Below are 15113 nucleotides of genomic sequence, written 5' to 3' on the forward strand. Positions count from 1 at the left end.
AGGTTTCCTGTCTGCGGGAATCACTAGCCTGAGAAGGATACAGCGCTCCGGCGGAAGGGAGAACGCGCCGGCATCGTCGCCATGGTCTATCTGTTGCGTCAACATCGGTGGCCCGGTCGCCGGCGTCGCTACGAGCTGCTCGGCGTCGGCGACAATTTCAAGCCGATCGTGCTAGGCCTTGTCATTGTGCTCGCCGTCATTCTGGATGCCTATCGGGAAAAGCTGTTGAGGGTGATCCGATAAAGCGCGTCGCGCTTTTTGGTTTTTGTTTTATGGATGTCATTTTCCCAGATCCGCCGGACACTCCGGGCGACATGCACTAGGGGACAAGAAATGACGACGATTGCCGATGTCGCGCGCCATGCCGGAGTGTCGGTCGCAACCGTCTCGCATGTGATGAACCGCACGCGCCATGTCGAGCCGGAGACGGCCGAGCGCGTGCATTCGGCCATCGCCGCCTTGCGCTACAGTCCGAACACGCTGGCGCGCAGCCTGAGGCGCGGCGAGACCAAGACCATCGGCCTGCTGCTGCCGGACAATTCCAATCCGTTCTTCGCCGGCGTGGCACGCCAGATCGAGGATGCCGGCTTCCTTGCCGGCTATACGGTGATCCTGTGCAACTCCGACGGCAGCGCCGAGAAGGAGGAGCGCTACCTCCAGGTGCTGATGGCCAAGCAGATCGACGGGCTGATCTTTGCCGGCTCGTCCGATCATGCGCGGGTGTTCTCCAGCCTTCTGCCCGGCGTCCCGGCGGTGCTGATCGACCGCGAGATCCATTCGGTCAATGTCGATTCCGTGCTGGTCGATCACGATTATGGCGGCTATCTCGCCGGCCGCTATCTGGCCGGGCTCGGTCACGAGAAGATCGGCGTCATCGGCGGCCCGCGCGATTCCAGCTCCAGCCCCGCCCGCCTGCGCGGCTTCGCCAGGGCGCTGCAGGAAGCCGGCCTCGACCTGCCGCCGGCCTCGGTGGTGGATTCCGACTACCACTTCGCCGGCGGCCGCATGGCGATGGAGCGGCTGATGGCGCAGGCGCCGGGGATCACGGCGCTGTTTGCCTGTAACGATCTGATGGCCATGGGCGCGCTGACAGTGCTGCGCGGGCGCGGATTGCGGGTCCCCGGCGACATGTCGATGATCGGCTTCGACGACATACCCTATGCCGTCACCACCTGGCCGCCACTGACGACGATCGCACAGCCGGTCGAGAAGATCGGCACGCGGGCGGTCAGCCTGCTGCTCGAGCGGGTTGCCGAGCCGGCGGCGCATTCGCGCCGCGAAGTGCTCACCCCGGTGCTCGTCGAACGGGAGAGCTGCGCGCCGTTGCGCGGCTGAAGCCCCTCAGGCGGCTGCCGGCTGCAGCGCTGCCCTGAGCAGCATGCCGAAGAGGTCGCGCGGCTCGTCGGGATCGGCGAGCAGGTCGAGCTCCTCGTAGAGGCCGGTGGCCTGAAGCTGGTCTCTGATATAGCGCAGTGCGGAAAAATCCTCGGTGGCGAAGCCGACGGAATCGAACAAGGTGATCTGTTCCGCCGTCTTGCGGCCTTCCGCCTTGCCGGTCATCACCTGCCACAACTCGGTCACCGGATGGTCGGCGTGGAGCTGCTGGATTTCGCCCTCGATGCGCGTCTGCGGCGAGAACTCGACGAAGATGTCGGAGCGCAAAAGGATGTCGCGGTGCAGTTCCGTCTTGCCGGGGCAGTCGCCGCCGACCGCGTTGATGTGCACGCCGGAACCGACCATGTTGTCGGTCAGAATGGTGGCGGACAGCTTGTCGGCGGTCACCGTGGTGATGATGTCGACTCCTTCCACAGCATCCTGGCCGGTGGCGCAGATGGTGATGTCAAAGCCTTTGCCGGCGAGGTTGCGGGCGCATTTTTCCGAAGCCGAGCGGTCGATGTCGTAGAGCCGCAGCCGGTCGATGCCGAGCAGCGCTTTGAAGGCGACAGCCTGGAATTCGGACTGGGCGCCATTGCCGATGATGGCCATCGAGCGCGCGCCTTTCGGCGCCAGATATTTGGCCGCGACAGCGGAGGTCGCCGCGGTGCGCAGCGCCGTCAGGATCGTCATTTCGGTGAGCAGCATCGGATAGCCGGAGCCGACATCGGCGAGCACGCCGAAGGCGGTGACGGTCTGGCGCCCCTCGCGCATGTTCTTGGGATGGCCGTTGACATATTTGAAGCCGTATAGCCGGCCGTCGCTGGTCGGCATCAGTTCGATGACGCCGTCATGGCTGTGCGAGGCGATGCGCGGCGTCTTGTCGAACAGCTCCCAGCGGCGAAAATCCTCCTCGATATAGGCGGCGAGTTCGGTGAGGAACCGCTCGACGCCGATGGTCAGCACCAGCTTCATCATGCGGTCGACGCTGACGAAGGGGACGATGGCAAGGCGGGAAGGCTGGGTCATGCAATGCTTCCGGAATGGCTGCGGGTCGGGCGGTCCATGATCCGGCGGCCCATCAGGCTGGCGGCGAGGTCGACCATCAGCGTGGCGGTGCGGCCGCGCTCGTCGAGGAACGGGTTGAGCTCGACCAGATCGAGACTGGAGACCAGGCCGCTGTCGGACAGCATCTCCATCACCAGATGCGCCTCGCGGAAGGTGGCGCCGCCGGGCACGGTGGTGCCGACGGCCGGCGCGATGGAGGGGTCGAGGAAGTCGACGTCGAGGCTGACATGCAGCAGGCCGTTTTCCTTTTCGACGATGGCCAGGAAGGCGCGCAGCAAAGGTGCAACGCCGTGCTCGTCAATGGTGCGCATGTCGTGCACGGTAACCCCCGCTTCGCTCAGCGCCCGGCGCTCCGCCGGATCGACGCTGCGCAGGCCCATGACGCAGATGTGGGCAGGGTCGACGGCGACAGGCAGGTCCGGGAAATAACCGTTGAAGCCCGGCCGGCCGCTGGCATAGGCGAGCGGCACGCCGTGCAGATTGCCGCTGACGGTGGTATCGAGCGTGTGGAAATCGGGATGTGCGTCGAGCCACAGCACGAAGAGCGGCCGGCCGCGTTCGGCGGCGCGGCGGGCTATGCCCGACACCGTGCCGGCCGATATCGCGTGGTCGCCGCCAAGGAAGATCGGCATGGCGTCTCGCGAAGCCGCATAGGCGGTCTCGGCAATTGCCGCCGTCCAGGCGGAAATCTCCGGCAGGGCCTTCAGCGCGAGATTGCCGTGGACGATTGCGCGCACGGCGGCCGGTTGCACCGCGCCCCAGTCCTCGACCTCGTGGCCGAGTTCCGACAGCACCGAGACAAGCCCGGCCGTGCGTAGCGCGCTCGGCCCCATCTCGCATCCCATCCTGCCGGCGCCGTCCTGCACCGGCGCGCCAACGATCCTGCAGCGCATGGTTTTTGGTGTCCTTGCAAATTGATTGGGCAATTGATGCGTGGAATGAACCATCCTGGACCGGCAGTTTGAACAGGCGAAATTGGCATTTCGAGAAGAATGATTTATCAATTCGATAAGTCAGTTTGGTCAAAGTGGATAGAATCATGGACTTGCTCGACGAAAGGCTGGTCACGCTGCTCAGGCATGATGCCCGGCGCAGCATCTCCGATCTCGCGGTCGATCTCGGGGTGTCGCGCGCCACGGTCAGGGCGCGCATGGAGCGGCTGGAAAAAACGGGCGAGATCATCGGCTACACGGTGGTGCTGCGCGCCGACGCGGTCGACCAGCGGATACGCGGCGTGATGATGATCGAGATCGAGGGCCATGCCGCCGACCGCGTGGTCCGGGCGCTCGGCGGCCTCGCCGAGGTTTCGACCATTCACACCACCAATGGCCGCTGGGACCTGGTGGTCGAACTCGGAACGGCGTCGCTCACCGATTTCGACGCGGTGCTTAGGCGGATACGGCTCATCCCGGGGATAACCGGCAGCGAGACAAGTCTGCTGCTGGCAACGCCGAGGACGACAAGGGCAAGGTTGGCGTAGCCGTCCTTCCGGCCGGCGTGTTCACGCAAAGCTTTGTGACGGATCTGGCGAATGGGTCGCCTGGCTGACGAATCTCATTGGGGCCGCAGCTATCCTCCACATGACGGAGGAAGCCGGCATGACGCGAGATTGCACCAGCTTCAACGGTGCAAGGACCGGACGCTTGCCACAGGCCAAGGCTGATGGCAGGATAAAAGGCCGCAACGTGCGGCCTCTGGCGGCCGTTGTGTTTCGATGGATTATGAAGCATTTTCCCAAGGTGCGGGTTCTCCTCACAATGTGCGGCAGCCTCGTTTCGCCTTGGTCGCCCTTGATTTTTCGCAATGTGCGCTTTGCCTGCCTCAGGCCGCAGGGCATTTAATTCCACGGGGTCAAGCCTCATGACAGAGATTTGTGCTCGGGCCGTCTATCGTCGGCGAAGACAAGGCATGGCGCCACAATCAGCGCCCCTGGCATTCGTGACCTGGTGAAGAATGCCGTTGCGTACCTCTCGCCCCCATGTTTCAAAACAGGTCGATAGACCCGCGAGAATGGTTTCGAAGCCTGCGGGGTTGCCCACGGTCCGGCGAGAATTCTAAAAGACGTTCACAATGACACAGCACGCAAAAGACGCACGAATTCTCATGTACAGCCACGACACGTTCGGGCTCGGCCATTTGCAGCGTTGCCGAACGATCGCGCATTCGCTGGTCGGGGATTTCCGCGGACTTCAGGTGCTAATCATTTCGGGCGCCACCATCGCCGGCGCCTTCGACTACCGCGCCCGCGTCGACTTCGTGAAGATCCCCAGCGTCATCAAGCTGCGAAACGGCGAATACACCTCGCTGGAAAAGGACATCGATCTGCACGAGACGCTAAGGATGCGGCAGTCGATTATCCGCCACACGGCCGAGAGCTTCCGGCCGGATATCTTCATCGTCGACAAGGAACCGCTGGGGCTGCGCGGAGAGATTGAGGATACGCTGTCCTACCTCAAGACGCGGGGCACCACGCTCGTGCTTGGCCTGCGCGAGGTGATGGACGCGCCGCATTTGCTCGAAGCGGAGTGGGCACGCAGGGATGTGATGCGCAAGATCGGCCTGTTCTACGACAAGGTCTGGGTCTATGGCCCGCCGGATTTCTACGATCCGTTGACCGGCCTGGACGTGCCGCCGGCGGTCAGGGCAAAGATGAAGTTCGTCGGTTTCCTGCAACGGAGCCTGCAACAGAACCAGTTGCCCGGCCACCGGCCCGAGGGCGACTATATCCTGGTTACCACCGGTGGCGGCGGTGACGGCGCCGACCTGATCCACAACGTCATCGAGGCCTATCAGCAGGATCCGCGGTTGCAGCACAGGGCGCTGATCGTGCTTGGGCCCTACATGCCGGCGCGCAAGCGCAACAAGCTGGTCAGGAAAGGGGCCAAGATCCCCTATGTCAAGATCATCGAATTCGACAACCGCATGGAAGAGCTGATTGCCGGCGCCAAGGCGGTGGTGGCGATGGGCGGTTACAACACCTATTGCGAGATATTGTCTTTCGACAAGCCGGCGCTGATCGTGCCGCGCGTCACGCCGCGCGAGGAACAGCTGATCCGGGCACGGCGCGCAGCCGAACTCGGCCTCATCGAGATGCTTTTGCCTGAGGAAGCCGAGGATGCCCAGCGGTTTGCCAATGCGCTGCAGGTTTTGCCGGGCCGGCCCCGCCCATCGCAGAGCAATGCGCATCTGACTCTGGAAGGGCTGCCTCATATTTCCGAAATCGTGGCGGAACTGCTCGACCGGCGGGCCGGCCATCACCTTTCGGTCATTGAAGGCATGAACTGAGTTGCAACACCGCAAGATCGTCGTGGTTCTGAAGGGCTATCCGCGGCTGTCGGAAACCTTCATCGCGCAGGAATTGCTCGGTCTCGAGCGTGCGGGGTTCGACCTGATACTTTTCGCGCTCAGGCGGCCGACCGACGCAAAACGTCATCCCGTGCATGATGAGATCAAGGCCCCCGTCCACTATCTACCGGAATATCTGCACAGAGAGCCGCTGCGCGTGCTTCGGTCGCTGTTTGCCTGTCTGCCGCGGCCTGGGTTCTGGCGCGCGCTCAAATCGCTGGCTGCCGATATCCGCCGCGACTTTACCCGCAATCGCGCGCGCCGCTTCGGGCAAGCGCTCGTGTTAGCCGCCGAATGGCCGCAAGACGCGGGATGGCTGCATGCCCATTTCGCGCACACGCCGGCATCTGTGACGCGCTATGCCAGCCAGCTTCGTGGCTTGCCCTGGAGCTGCTCAGCCCATGCCAAGGATATCTGGACGTCGGCGGACTGGGATCTGGCCGGCAAGCTTTCCTCGGCGCGCTGGACGGTCACTTGCACGAAAACCGGCTTCGACCATCTGAAAAAACTCGCCAACGGCAGTTCGTCCGTGCATCTGAGCTATCATGGGCTCGACCTTGACCGCTTCGGCAGTTTCGGCGAGGCGCGAAAACAGCGTGACGGCTCGGCGCCGGCCGAACCGGTCATGATCTTGAGTGTCGGACGCGCCGTTGAAAAGAAGGGCTATGATACGTTGCTGGAGGCTCTTGCCCTCTTGCCTGGCGATCTGGCGTGGTGTTTCGAGCATATCGGTGGCGGCGAGGAACTGAAACGGCTGAAGGCGCTGGCGCAAAGGCTCGGACTGGAGGGGCGCGTCTCCTGGAAAGGCGCGCTGGCGCAGGAGGAGGTGCTTGAGCACTACCGCAGCGCCGACATCTTCGCTTTGGCCTGCAGGATCACCGCGGATGGCGACCGGGACGGCCTGCCGAATGTTCTGGTGGAGGCGGCCAGCCAGCGGCTTGCCTCCGTGTCGACCGATATTTCCGGCGTGCCGGAGCTTTTATCGTCGGATGAAACCGGGCTGCTGGTTCCCTCGGAAAACCCGACTGCCCTGGCACAGGCGCTGGAGCGCCTGATCCGCGATCCCGTCCTGCGCGCCCGCCTCGGCGACGCCGCGGAGCGGCGCGTGCGAAGCAATTTCGACCATGTGGCAGGCATTGGACAGCTCAAGGAACTGTTCGAGCGGGAGTGGCGGGTCGCCGAATGAAGCGGCTGCGCGCTTTCTTCTATGTTCAGCACCTGCTCGGCATCGGCCATCTCGCGCGCGCCAGCCGCATTGCGGCGGCTCTGGTCGATGACGGGTTCGACGTCACCGTCGTGACCGGCGGAGCGCCGATCGCGGGATTTCCGGGATCGGGTGTAAAATCCGTGACCCTGCCGCCTGTCACCTCCGGTGACGAAGGATTTTCCGGACTTGTCGACCTGCAGGGCAAAGCCATCGACGATGATTTCAAGACGCGGCGCTCGGAGATGCTGCTGCAGGCTTTCCGGGATTACAGGCCCGACATCGTCATTATCGAGGCGTTTCCCTTTGGACGCCGGCAGATGCGTTTCGAACTCTTGCCACTGATCGAGGCCATCGAAGCGACATCGCCCAGACCGCTGCTGGCGGCGTCCGTCCGCGACATCCTTCAGGAGCGCGTGAAGCCGAGCCGAAACGAAGAAACGGTCGATATCGTCAACAGGCATTTCGATCTTGTCATGGTCCATGGCGATCCGGCTTTCGCAACCATCGACAAGACATTTCCGCTGGCTGGGGCGATCAGGGCCGAGGTCGCCTACACAGGGCTCGTTGCCGCGCCGCCGGCGCAAGCGGCCTCAGAGCGCTTCGACGTTCTAGTGTCGGTTGGCGGCGGGGCGGCCGGAAAGAGCCTTGTCAGATCCACCGTCGCGGCGGCGCGAAGTGCCGATAACGCCTGGACATGGTGTTTGATCACCGGCCCAAACCTGCCGAAGGACGAGTTTGACGCGATTGCACGCGATGCCTCCCCACGCCTGTCCATCTTCCGGTTCCGCGAGGATTTCGCCAGCCTGCTGACCGGCGCCCGCCTGTCGGTCTCGCAGGCGGGTTACAACACGGTCTGCGATGTCATGCGCGCGGGGTGTCGCTCGCTGCTCGTTCCATTTGCAGCCGGCGGGGAAACCGAGCAGACGCGTCGCGCTCTGATGCTCGAAGAGCTCGGTCTTGCAACGGTGCTGACGGAACAGGACCTGACGCCTGAACGTCTGGCGCATGCGATCGAGCAGGCGCTTGCGGGACCGCCGCCAGCCGCGCATCGTCTCGATCTGGAAGGGGCGCGGCGCTCGGCGCAAATTCTGCGCGAGCGCTTCAAACAGCTCCGATCAGCATGAAGCGTGTATAATTTTTTGTCGGCAATTCGCCGGAGAACCTGATCTGCCGCAGCGCCGCCATTGCTTCGAAGGCTGCAAGTGACGCCACGCAGTTGATGTGCGTCGGCTCGCTGAAATAGTCGTTCGACTGCAGCAGCACGTTCGTGCCCCGCGGAAGCAGGGCAAGCCAGGCGCTTAGGTCGGCTATGTGTTCGCAGCTCGTATTGACCACCAGGTCGGGCCCGCCGGCGGCATAGTCGAGTGCGTACATATCTGCCGTCAGCGCTTGAAACCGGTCGCCGGCTTGCCGGTTGAGTGTCCGGGCGACCGCGCCGACTTCGGGATCGATGTCGATGCTGTCGATCGCCGCGATGTCGAAGCGGGCGTCGTTGAAAAGCATCGCCGGCAATACGCCGTACCATCCACCCAGAACCCATATGCGTTCGAACCGGCCGCCGCAGCGTTCGAACAGCCTGTCGAGCGCCCACATCTTGCAGGCGACCTGCTTGTGGTTGAAGGCATTGGCGATATCGGCCTGCGGATGCTTGGCGATGACGCGCGCCAGCCCGGCCACGAGAGGGTGGTCGACATAGGCGGCAATTCCCCGCGTGAGGTCCAGGGCTTGCTCATGCCCATCCATGCCGGCATTGCGTGGTTGCGTGACATCCATCATATTCGTCTTCTATGTTGGGATTTCGGGCGACACAACGCAATCTTGCCTCATGCAAGGCTGTTCGACTTGCGGACGCGACTGTGCCGCAAGCCGTTTCGCCATTGCCCGGAGGCGGCCGATTGAATTTGTCCGGACCATCGGCGCCCATCCGCCTGGCGCGCAGCTGCCGCTTTGAGCTCGTCGTTGGCGGCGAAGACATGGCCGATACACCATTTGCCAGCAGGTGCCTTTACATTCCGCATCCTTCAAACTGACAATCGCATATGGAAACCAGCCTAGCCCGCTATATCTGGACGCACACCAGGAAGCAGCAGCTCTGGATATTGATGATCGTCGTGCTTTCGATGGTCCCGTATTTCATGTCGTTCGACCTGCCGAAGCTGATCGTCAACGGCCCGATCCAGGGCAAGGGGTTCGAGCAACCGGGCGCGACCCTGCCATTCATGCGGTTGCACTATAACCTGCCGTTCATCGGCGAGGTCCAGTTCTTCTCCGGTTTTCAACTGGACCGCACCTCGACCCTGCTTGCGCTCAGCCTTGTGTTCCTCTTGCTGGTCGTCATCAACGGCTTGTTCAAGCTCTACATCAACACTTACAAGGGCCGGCTCGGCGAACGCATGCTGCGGCGTATTCGTTTCGATCTGGTCGATCGTGTGCTGCGGTTTCCGCCGGTTTACTTCAAGCGGGTGAAATCCGCCGAAGTGGCGACCATGGTGAAGGACGAGGTGGAGCCGCTGGGCGGCTTCATTGGCGATGCCTTCCTGCAGCCGGTGCTGCTCGGCGGCCAGGCGCTGACGGCCATGCTGTTCATCATGGTCCAGAACGTCTGGCTCGGAATGATAGCGGTCGTGATCGTGGCGATCCAGATCGTGCTTATCCCGCGAATGCGGCGGCGGCTGCTCGTGCTCGGGCGCCAGCGGCAGTTGACGGCGCGCGCGCTTTCAGGCCGGGTTGGCGAAATCGTCGACGGCATCGGCGCGGTTCACGTCCACGATACGTCGAACTACGAGCGCGCCGACATAGCAGCCCGGCTCGGGCTCATCTTCAAAATCCGCTTCGATCTTTACCAATGGAAATTCATGGTAAAGTTCCTCAACAATTTTCTCGCGCAGCTCACGCCCTTTCTGTTTTACATGATCGGTGGCTATCTGGTCATCCAGGGGCGGTTGGATGTCGGCCAGCTCGTGGCCGTGATCGGCGCTTACAAGGACTTGCCCGGACCGATGAAGGAACTGATCGACTGGGATCAGGACCGGCAGGATGTCCAGGTCAAATATCAGCAGGTCGTCGAACAGTTCACCGTCGAGAATATCATCGCGCCGGAAATCGGAGCACTGACGGTCGACGATCCCGATCCGATGACCAAGCCGCTGTCGGCGGTCAGCCTGTCGATAGCAGACGATGGCGGCGCAATGCTCCTCAATCGCATCTCGCTCGAGGTCAAGCCGGGTGAGACGGTGGCGCTGGTCAGCACCGCAACAGGGGGAGCGGAGGCGCTTGCGGAAGCCTTTGCGCGGCTGACCTGGCCGGATAGTGGAAGGATCGTTTCGGGCTCCGATGACTTGCTCGATCTCCCCGAAGCCGTGACCGGCCGGCGCATGTCCTACGCTTCGTCGGATGTTTTCCTGTTCCAGGCAAGCCTGCGCGACAATTTGCTCTACGGGTTGAAGCATGCGCCGCTGACATCGGTGACATATGACGGCGCCGCGGCGGACCAGCACCGTTGGAATATCGACGAGGCGCGCCGGTCGGGCAATCCGGATCTCGATATCCGCAGCGACTGGATCAACTATGCCTCCGCCGGCGCCACCGGCCCGCACGACCTCTTTGAAGCCGTGCGCCGGGTGCTCGACGCGGTTCTTCTGTCGCGCGACATTCTGGATCTAGGCTTGCGCTCTTCGGCCGACCTCAAGCGCCACACGAAGCTTGCCGGGCGGATCGTCGAATTGCGTGCGGCGCTGCGAACCCGGTTGGAGGAAGAAGGCCTGAGCGCGCTGGTGGTTCCTTTTGAACCGGGCGCCTACAACAAGGAAGCGACGATCGGCCAGAACCTGCTCTTCGGCGCTGCGGCCGGCCCCGAACTGGCTCACAAGGCACTGGCGTCCAATCCCTATTTTGCTTCCGTGCTGAAGCAAGCCGGCCTCGACCGCACGCTCTACGAAATGGGCATGGAGATCGCCGAACAGGCGATCGAGCTGTTTGCCGACCTGCCGCCCGAACATCAGTTCTTCCAGCAGCTCGCCTTCATGAGCGCCGAGGAGATACCCGCCTACGAAACCTTGCTGCAACGGCTCAAGAATCGCCCCTACGATGCGGTTTCGGAGAACGACCGCGCCATGATGGTCACCTTAAGCTTTGCCTATATCGAGCCCCGGCATCGCTTCGGCCTGTTGACCGACGAGCTGATGAGCAAGATCATCGCTGCACGCAACCAGTTCTATGAAAACCTGCCGGCCGAGCTGGAGAAAGCTGTCGAACGGTTTGATCCTGCCAAATACATCGCCGCGGCCACCGTCATGGACAACGTCCTGTTCGGGCGTGTCGGCAACAACCATCCCGACGCGCCGGACCGTATTCGCTCCATCGTCTATGATATTCTTGACGAACTGGGACTTTATGCCGAGCTTCTGGATGTCGGCCTGGACTTCAACGTCGGCGCCGCCGGCAGGCGGCTGACCGGCGGACAGCGACAGAAGCTCGATGTTGCCCGCGCCTTGCTCAAGCGTCCCGATTTCCTCATTCTCAATCGGCCGCTGTCGGCGCTCGACCAGCGCGTGCAGGACAAAGTGTTGCGGAATGTGCTCGACGAAGCCAGACGCGACGGCCATTCGCCGGCAATTGTGTGGGTGGTGACGAATCCGGCAATGGCGGCGATGTTCGATCGGGTTGTGGTCTTTGACTCAGGCCAATTGGTGGAAGACGGAACACACGAGACACTCTTGGCGGGAAACGGTATCTTCAAGGAACTTGTGTCATAGTCTGGCAAACGCGAATTCAGGAAGGTTTGCGACAATGCTGCTCAAGGATGAAGTTGGAATGCTGCAACGCGTTCCCTTGTTCTCTGGCATCGAGCCGACAAAGCTCAAGCTGCTCGCGTTCACGTCCGATCGCGTGAACTACAGTGCCGGCCAGATTCTTTTCCGGCAGGGCGACGAGGCAGACGCGGCCTATGTCATCCTTTCGGGCAGCGCGGATATTCTGGTCGATTCCGACAATGGGCCGATCAAAGTTGCTGAATTGCTGCCAAATTCGATCGTTGGCGAGATTGCCATATTGTGCAACAGCTCCCGTACTGCCACCGTCAAAGCGGCAAGTGAGCTGGAGGCCTTGAGAATCCGCAAGGACCATTTCCTGAGGCTTATGAAGGAGTTTCCCGAAATGACCATCGAGATATTGCGGGTTCTTGCCGATAGGCTAAGCAGTACGACCGCGGACCTGATCGACGCACGAACGGCCGAGAGCGATTCACAGTTGCACTGAAGCGGCGAGCCGCTCTGTTTCTTTGTTTTGATGCAGTTTCCGGAACCGTGTCACACCTTTCCTGGAACGACTCTGGCAGCAGTTGGTTGGCTACGATGGGCGAAAGGGTGCATGGACGACGATTTCTTCCTTGTCAGGTTTTGGGGCGTGCGCGGCAGCATTGCGGTGTCGGGGCCAGAATTTGCTCGCTATGGCGGCAACACGATCTGCATCGAGATGCAATGCGGCAAGCATACGCTTCTGTTCGACGCGGGCTCCGGCTTGCGGCCTGCCGGCAGGACGCTTCGGGCGGCGGGCGTCACCGATTTCGACCTGTTTTTCACCCATTGCCACTACGACCACGTCATCGGGCTGCCGGCTTTCAAGCCTATTTATGAACGAGGCATCAAAGTTACGCTTTGGTCCGGGCATCTGGCTGGACGCATGACGACGCGGCAGATGGTCGATGAATTCATTCGGCCGCCATGGTTTCCGGTGACACTCGGTGTCTGCAAGGCGAGCCTCGACTGCCGCGATTTCGCATCCGGAGACGTGCTTCGGCCGCGCGAAGGAGTTGTTGTGCGGACCGGTAGTCTTACCCATCCGGGCGGCTGCATCGGCTACCGGGTCGAATGGGGGGGCCGCGTCGTGGCGGTCATCACAGACACCGAGCACGAGCCGGGCAAACTCGATCCGGCGGTGCTCGGCCTGATCGAGAATGCCGACCTCGTCATTTACGATTGCACCTACACCGAGGAGGAAATGGAGCGCTACCGCGGCAACGGGCACTCGACATGGCAACAGGGCGTCAAGCTCTGCGAGGCGGCCGGCGCGCGCGGGCTTGCGCTGTTTCACCACGATCCGGCACGCACCGACGATGAGCTGGACGAGATGGAGAAACTGGCCAAAGACAGATTTGCCGGCGCTTTTGCGGCGCGGGATGGCCAGACGCTCACATTTCCAGTCTTGCACAAAAAGCGCTGAGCTATTTTCCGGCGCTGCGTTCTGTCAGTGTGCTGATCGGAAGCCATGCGCAGCCTTCTGCCCGCGCGGTGATCGTGAACAGCCGTTCGAGGAAAAGCCAGGCCGATTCATCATGGACGAGATGGTGGGTGAGCAGGCCGACCGGTTCGCCGCCGCCGAATGCACGCTGCAATTGCGCGACGATGGCCTGAACCAACAGACCATGATCGCGGCAGCCGCGCGTGCCATGCCAATCCATGATGTCGACATTGCTGTTGATGACCGCCAGGGAAGCCGGCCTTGGCGGCCCGAACACCGACAATGCCGCAAATCCTATCGATCGGAGGTCGGGTACCAGGCCGGCGTCGATCCGGTTCCAGGGCGGCACCAGCATCGGAACCGCACGTGCGCCGTGCAGGCCGCTTACACGCGACAGCCCGCCGGCCAGCTCATCCAGCACCACCTCGCGTGGCCGATGCGCGCCAAGCTCCTGCTTTTTTTGACCCTCGGGCGCATGATTTCGGTGCGCCCAGCCATGAATGGCGACCGTGGCATGCGGCGCCGCGTCAAGCCGGACGACAAGCGTCCCGTCGGTCCGGGCCGGAATGACGGCCAGAGTGACCGGCACCCCGAAGTCACCGGTGAGGTCGAGCAACCGATCGAGCGCCGGCGTCGGATCCACGGCGTCATCGTCGCGCAGCCAGAACTCTGCCTTGCGGCCCGCCCGTTGCCGGTGCGCCAGCTCGTCCACCAGGGGCTGCCAAATCGGGTCGGATGTCATGACAACGGGATCATCTTGAGAAGTTCCGCCAGACGGGCCTTTGCAGCACCGAGAGAGCGTTCTTCGAGAACGAAACGTCTGGCCTCTGCAGCCATGATGGTTCTTTCGTCATTGTTGGCCAGAAGCCTTGCAATTGCGGAAGCGAACGCCGCTACATCGCCTGGCGGGGTGAGAAACCCGGTCTGGCCATGCCGCACGACCTCCGGCACGCCGGCAATGTCCTGAGCCACCACCGGAAGGCCGGCGGCCTGTGCTTCAAGATAGGCAATGCCATAGGCCTCGCCGTAACCCGGCCAGACGTAGATTCCCCCGCGATAGAGGACATCCGGCACGGCGACCGGCTCAATAGCGCCAAGCCATTCGATACGGTCGGCGGGCAAGCCGGCGAATTGCGCCTTTACCTCGTCACGGGCAGGTCCGTCCCCGACGACCGACAGCGTCCAGGGGAGATGGCCGATCAACCCGAGCGCCTGCGCCAGCATGCGATAGCTCAAGACCTTGTCGCCCGGGCGCATCATGGCGACGGTCACGAGGCGCGTCGGATAATCCAGTACCGGCATTTCGTGGAATGCCGATGTGTCGATGAAGGGTGAAAGCATACCGAGAGCGGCGTGGGGAACAGCATCCGCCAGCCCCTGGCGATCCCTTTGCGTGAAGCAGATGTTCAGCGCCGCCTGCTCGATGGCTCGCGCCACCAATGCCTGGCTATCGGCCCACGAACCGGCGTTGCGCCGTTCGGAATAGGAGGCTTCGGCCGTCACATAGGGGATGGCAAAGGCCAACGCCAGCTCGGGCCCGATCAGGTCGGGCGCCTTGTAGTAGGGATGATAGGAGAACCAGAGATCGGGCTTGCCGTCACGGTCCCAAAGCCTTGTCAGTCGCGCGGCTTCGTCCCGGGCCTCGATCATGAGCGCATCGAAACTTTTCGGTTCCGGCTGGCGTAGATAGAAGCGCAACTCCGATGCCAGTTCGACGCTATGCCCGCCATGCTGCAGCGCCTGGACCAGCATCCGTGCCATCTGGCGGTCGCCGGAGACAACGGGATGATTGGGCGACTTCAGCGGGGCGTAGAAGGCAATTCGCATCGCGCGATCCTATCATCGCAAAGCCTGCCCAAGTCAATTTCGAGGCATGATCGAC

General features: G+C 62.5%; 13 protein-coding genes and 1 pseudogene. 9 read left to right on the top strand and 5 right to left on the bottom strand.

All coding sequences use genetic code 11. From position 1 onward, the window contains the following. Positions 1-57: 57 nt before the first annotated feature. Both NLY43_RS32835 and NLY43_RS18820 read left to right on the top strand, forming a co-directional pair. Positions 58-243: pseudogene (locus tag NLY43_RS32835) on the top strand (ABC transporter permease); the annotation flags it as partial. Between the two features lie 90 nt (positions 244-333). Continuing rightward, on the top strand, positions 334-1335 hold the full coding sequence (locus tag NLY43_RS18820) for a LacI family DNA-binding transcriptional regulator (protein ID WP_023692902.1): 1002 nt from the start codon (positions 334-336) through the stop codon (positions 1333-1335). Positions 1336-1341: 6 nt separating this feature from the next. On the opposite strand, the gene ocd is transcribed toward NLY43_RS18820, so the two are convergent. Beyond that, entirely contained in the window at positions 1342-2403 is a 1062-nt protein-coding gene (gene ocd, locus NLY43_RS18825) for an ornithine cyclodeaminase (RefSeq protein WP_023692901.1), read from the bottom strand. Further along, positions 2400-3335, bottom strand: coding sequence for an arginase (rocF, locus tag NLY43_RS18830; protein WP_023692900.1), 936 nt, complete (start codon positions 3333-3335; stop codon positions 2400-2402). Before rocF ends, ocd begins: the two co-directional genes overlap by 4 nt. Positions 3336-3481: 146 nt before the next feature. Between rocF and NLY43_RS18835 the strand changes: the two genes are divergently transcribed. From NLY43_RS18835 to NLY43_RS18850, 4 genes are all read left to right on the top strand, one after another. Continuing rightward, positions 3482-3922, top strand: coding sequence for an Lrp/AsnC family transcriptional regulator (locus NLY43_RS18835; protein ID WP_023685065.1), 441 nt, complete (start codon positions 3482-3484; stop codon positions 3920-3922). Between the two features lie 590 nt (positions 3923-4512). After that, positions 4513-5727, top strand: a complete 1215-nt coding sequence (locus tag NLY43_RS18840; protein ID WP_023710309.1) for a glycosyltransferase family protein — start codon at positions 4513-4515, stop codon at positions 5725-5727. 1 nt (position 5728) lies between these two features. Next, complete coding sequence (locus tag NLY43_RS18845; RefSeq protein ID WP_023710308.1) at positions 5729-6973, top strand: glycosyltransferase; 1245 nt, start codon at positions 5729-5731, stop codon at positions 6971-6973. Further along, positions 6970-8118 carry a glycosyltransferase family protein gene (locus NLY43_RS18850; protein ID WP_023710307.1) on the top strand — a complete coding sequence of 383 codons (1149 nt, stop codon included), beginning with the start codon at positions 6970-6972 and terminating at the stop codon, positions 8116-8118. The genes NLY43_RS18845 and NLY43_RS18850 overlap by 4 nt, the downstream gene beginning before the upstream one ends. Here the strand turns inward: NLY43_RS18850 and NLY43_RS18855 are convergent. Continuing rightward, positions 8096-8767 carry a class I SAM-dependent methyltransferase gene (locus NLY43_RS18855; RefSeq protein WP_084561037.1) on the bottom strand — a complete coding sequence of 224 codons (672 nt, stop codon included), beginning with the start codon at positions 8765-8767 and terminating at the stop codon, positions 8096-8098. The two genes, NLY43_RS18850 and NLY43_RS18855, sit on opposite strands and share 23 nt — an antisense overlap. Positions 8768-9033: 266 nt before the next feature. Here NLY43_RS18855 and NLY43_RS18860 point away from each other — a divergent pair, with 266 nt between their 5' ends. The 3 genes from NLY43_RS18860 to NLY43_RS18870 all read left to right on the top strand — a co-directional run bounded on the left by NLY43_RS18860 (position 9034) and on the right by NLY43_RS18870 (position 13213). Then, the gene (locus NLY43_RS18860) at positions 9034-11748 is read left to right on the top strand and encodes an ABC transporter transmembrane domain-containing protein (protein WP_023710306.1); all 2715 of its coding nucleotides are present in this window, start codon (positions 9034-9036) and stop codon (positions 11746-11748) included. Between the two features lie 34 nt (positions 11749-11782). Beyond that, positions 11783-12250 (top strand): cyclic nucleotide-binding domain-containing protein, encoded by a 468-nt coding sequence (locus NLY43_RS18865; RefSeq protein ID WP_023672144.1) that lies wholly within the window; start codon positions 11783-11785, stop codon positions 12248-12250. Positions 12251-12361: 111 nt separating this feature from the next. After that, complete coding sequence (locus NLY43_RS18870; RefSeq protein ID WP_023672143.1) at positions 12362-13213, top strand: MBL fold metallo-hydrolase; 852 nt, start codon at positions 12362-12364, stop codon at positions 13211-13213. A gap of 1 nt (position 13214) precedes the next feature. Here NLY43_RS18870 and NLY43_RS18875 read toward each other — a convergent pair whose 3' ends face one another. Together NLY43_RS18875 and NLY43_RS18880 are read right to left on the bottom strand one after the other, a co-directional pair. Beyond that, positions 13215-13973 carry a polysaccharide deacetylase family protein gene (locus tag NLY43_RS18875; RefSeq protein ID WP_023672142.1) on the bottom strand — a complete coding sequence of 253 codons (759 nt, stop codon included), beginning with the start codon at positions 13971-13973 and terminating at the stop codon, positions 13215-13217. Beyond that, positions 13970-15058, bottom strand: a complete 1089-nt coding sequence (locus NLY43_RS18880; protein WP_023672141.1) for a glycosyltransferase family 4 protein — start codon at positions 15056-15058, stop codon at positions 13970-13972. Before NLY43_RS18880 ends, NLY43_RS18875 begins: the two co-directional genes overlap by 4 nt. Positions 15059-15113: the final 55 nt, after the last annotated feature.

The sequence above is a fragment of the Mesorhizobium sp. C416B genome, assembly GCF_030323165.1.
Lineage (GTDB): Bacteria > Pseudomonadota > Alphaproteobacteria > Rhizobiales > Rhizobiaceae > Mesorhizobium.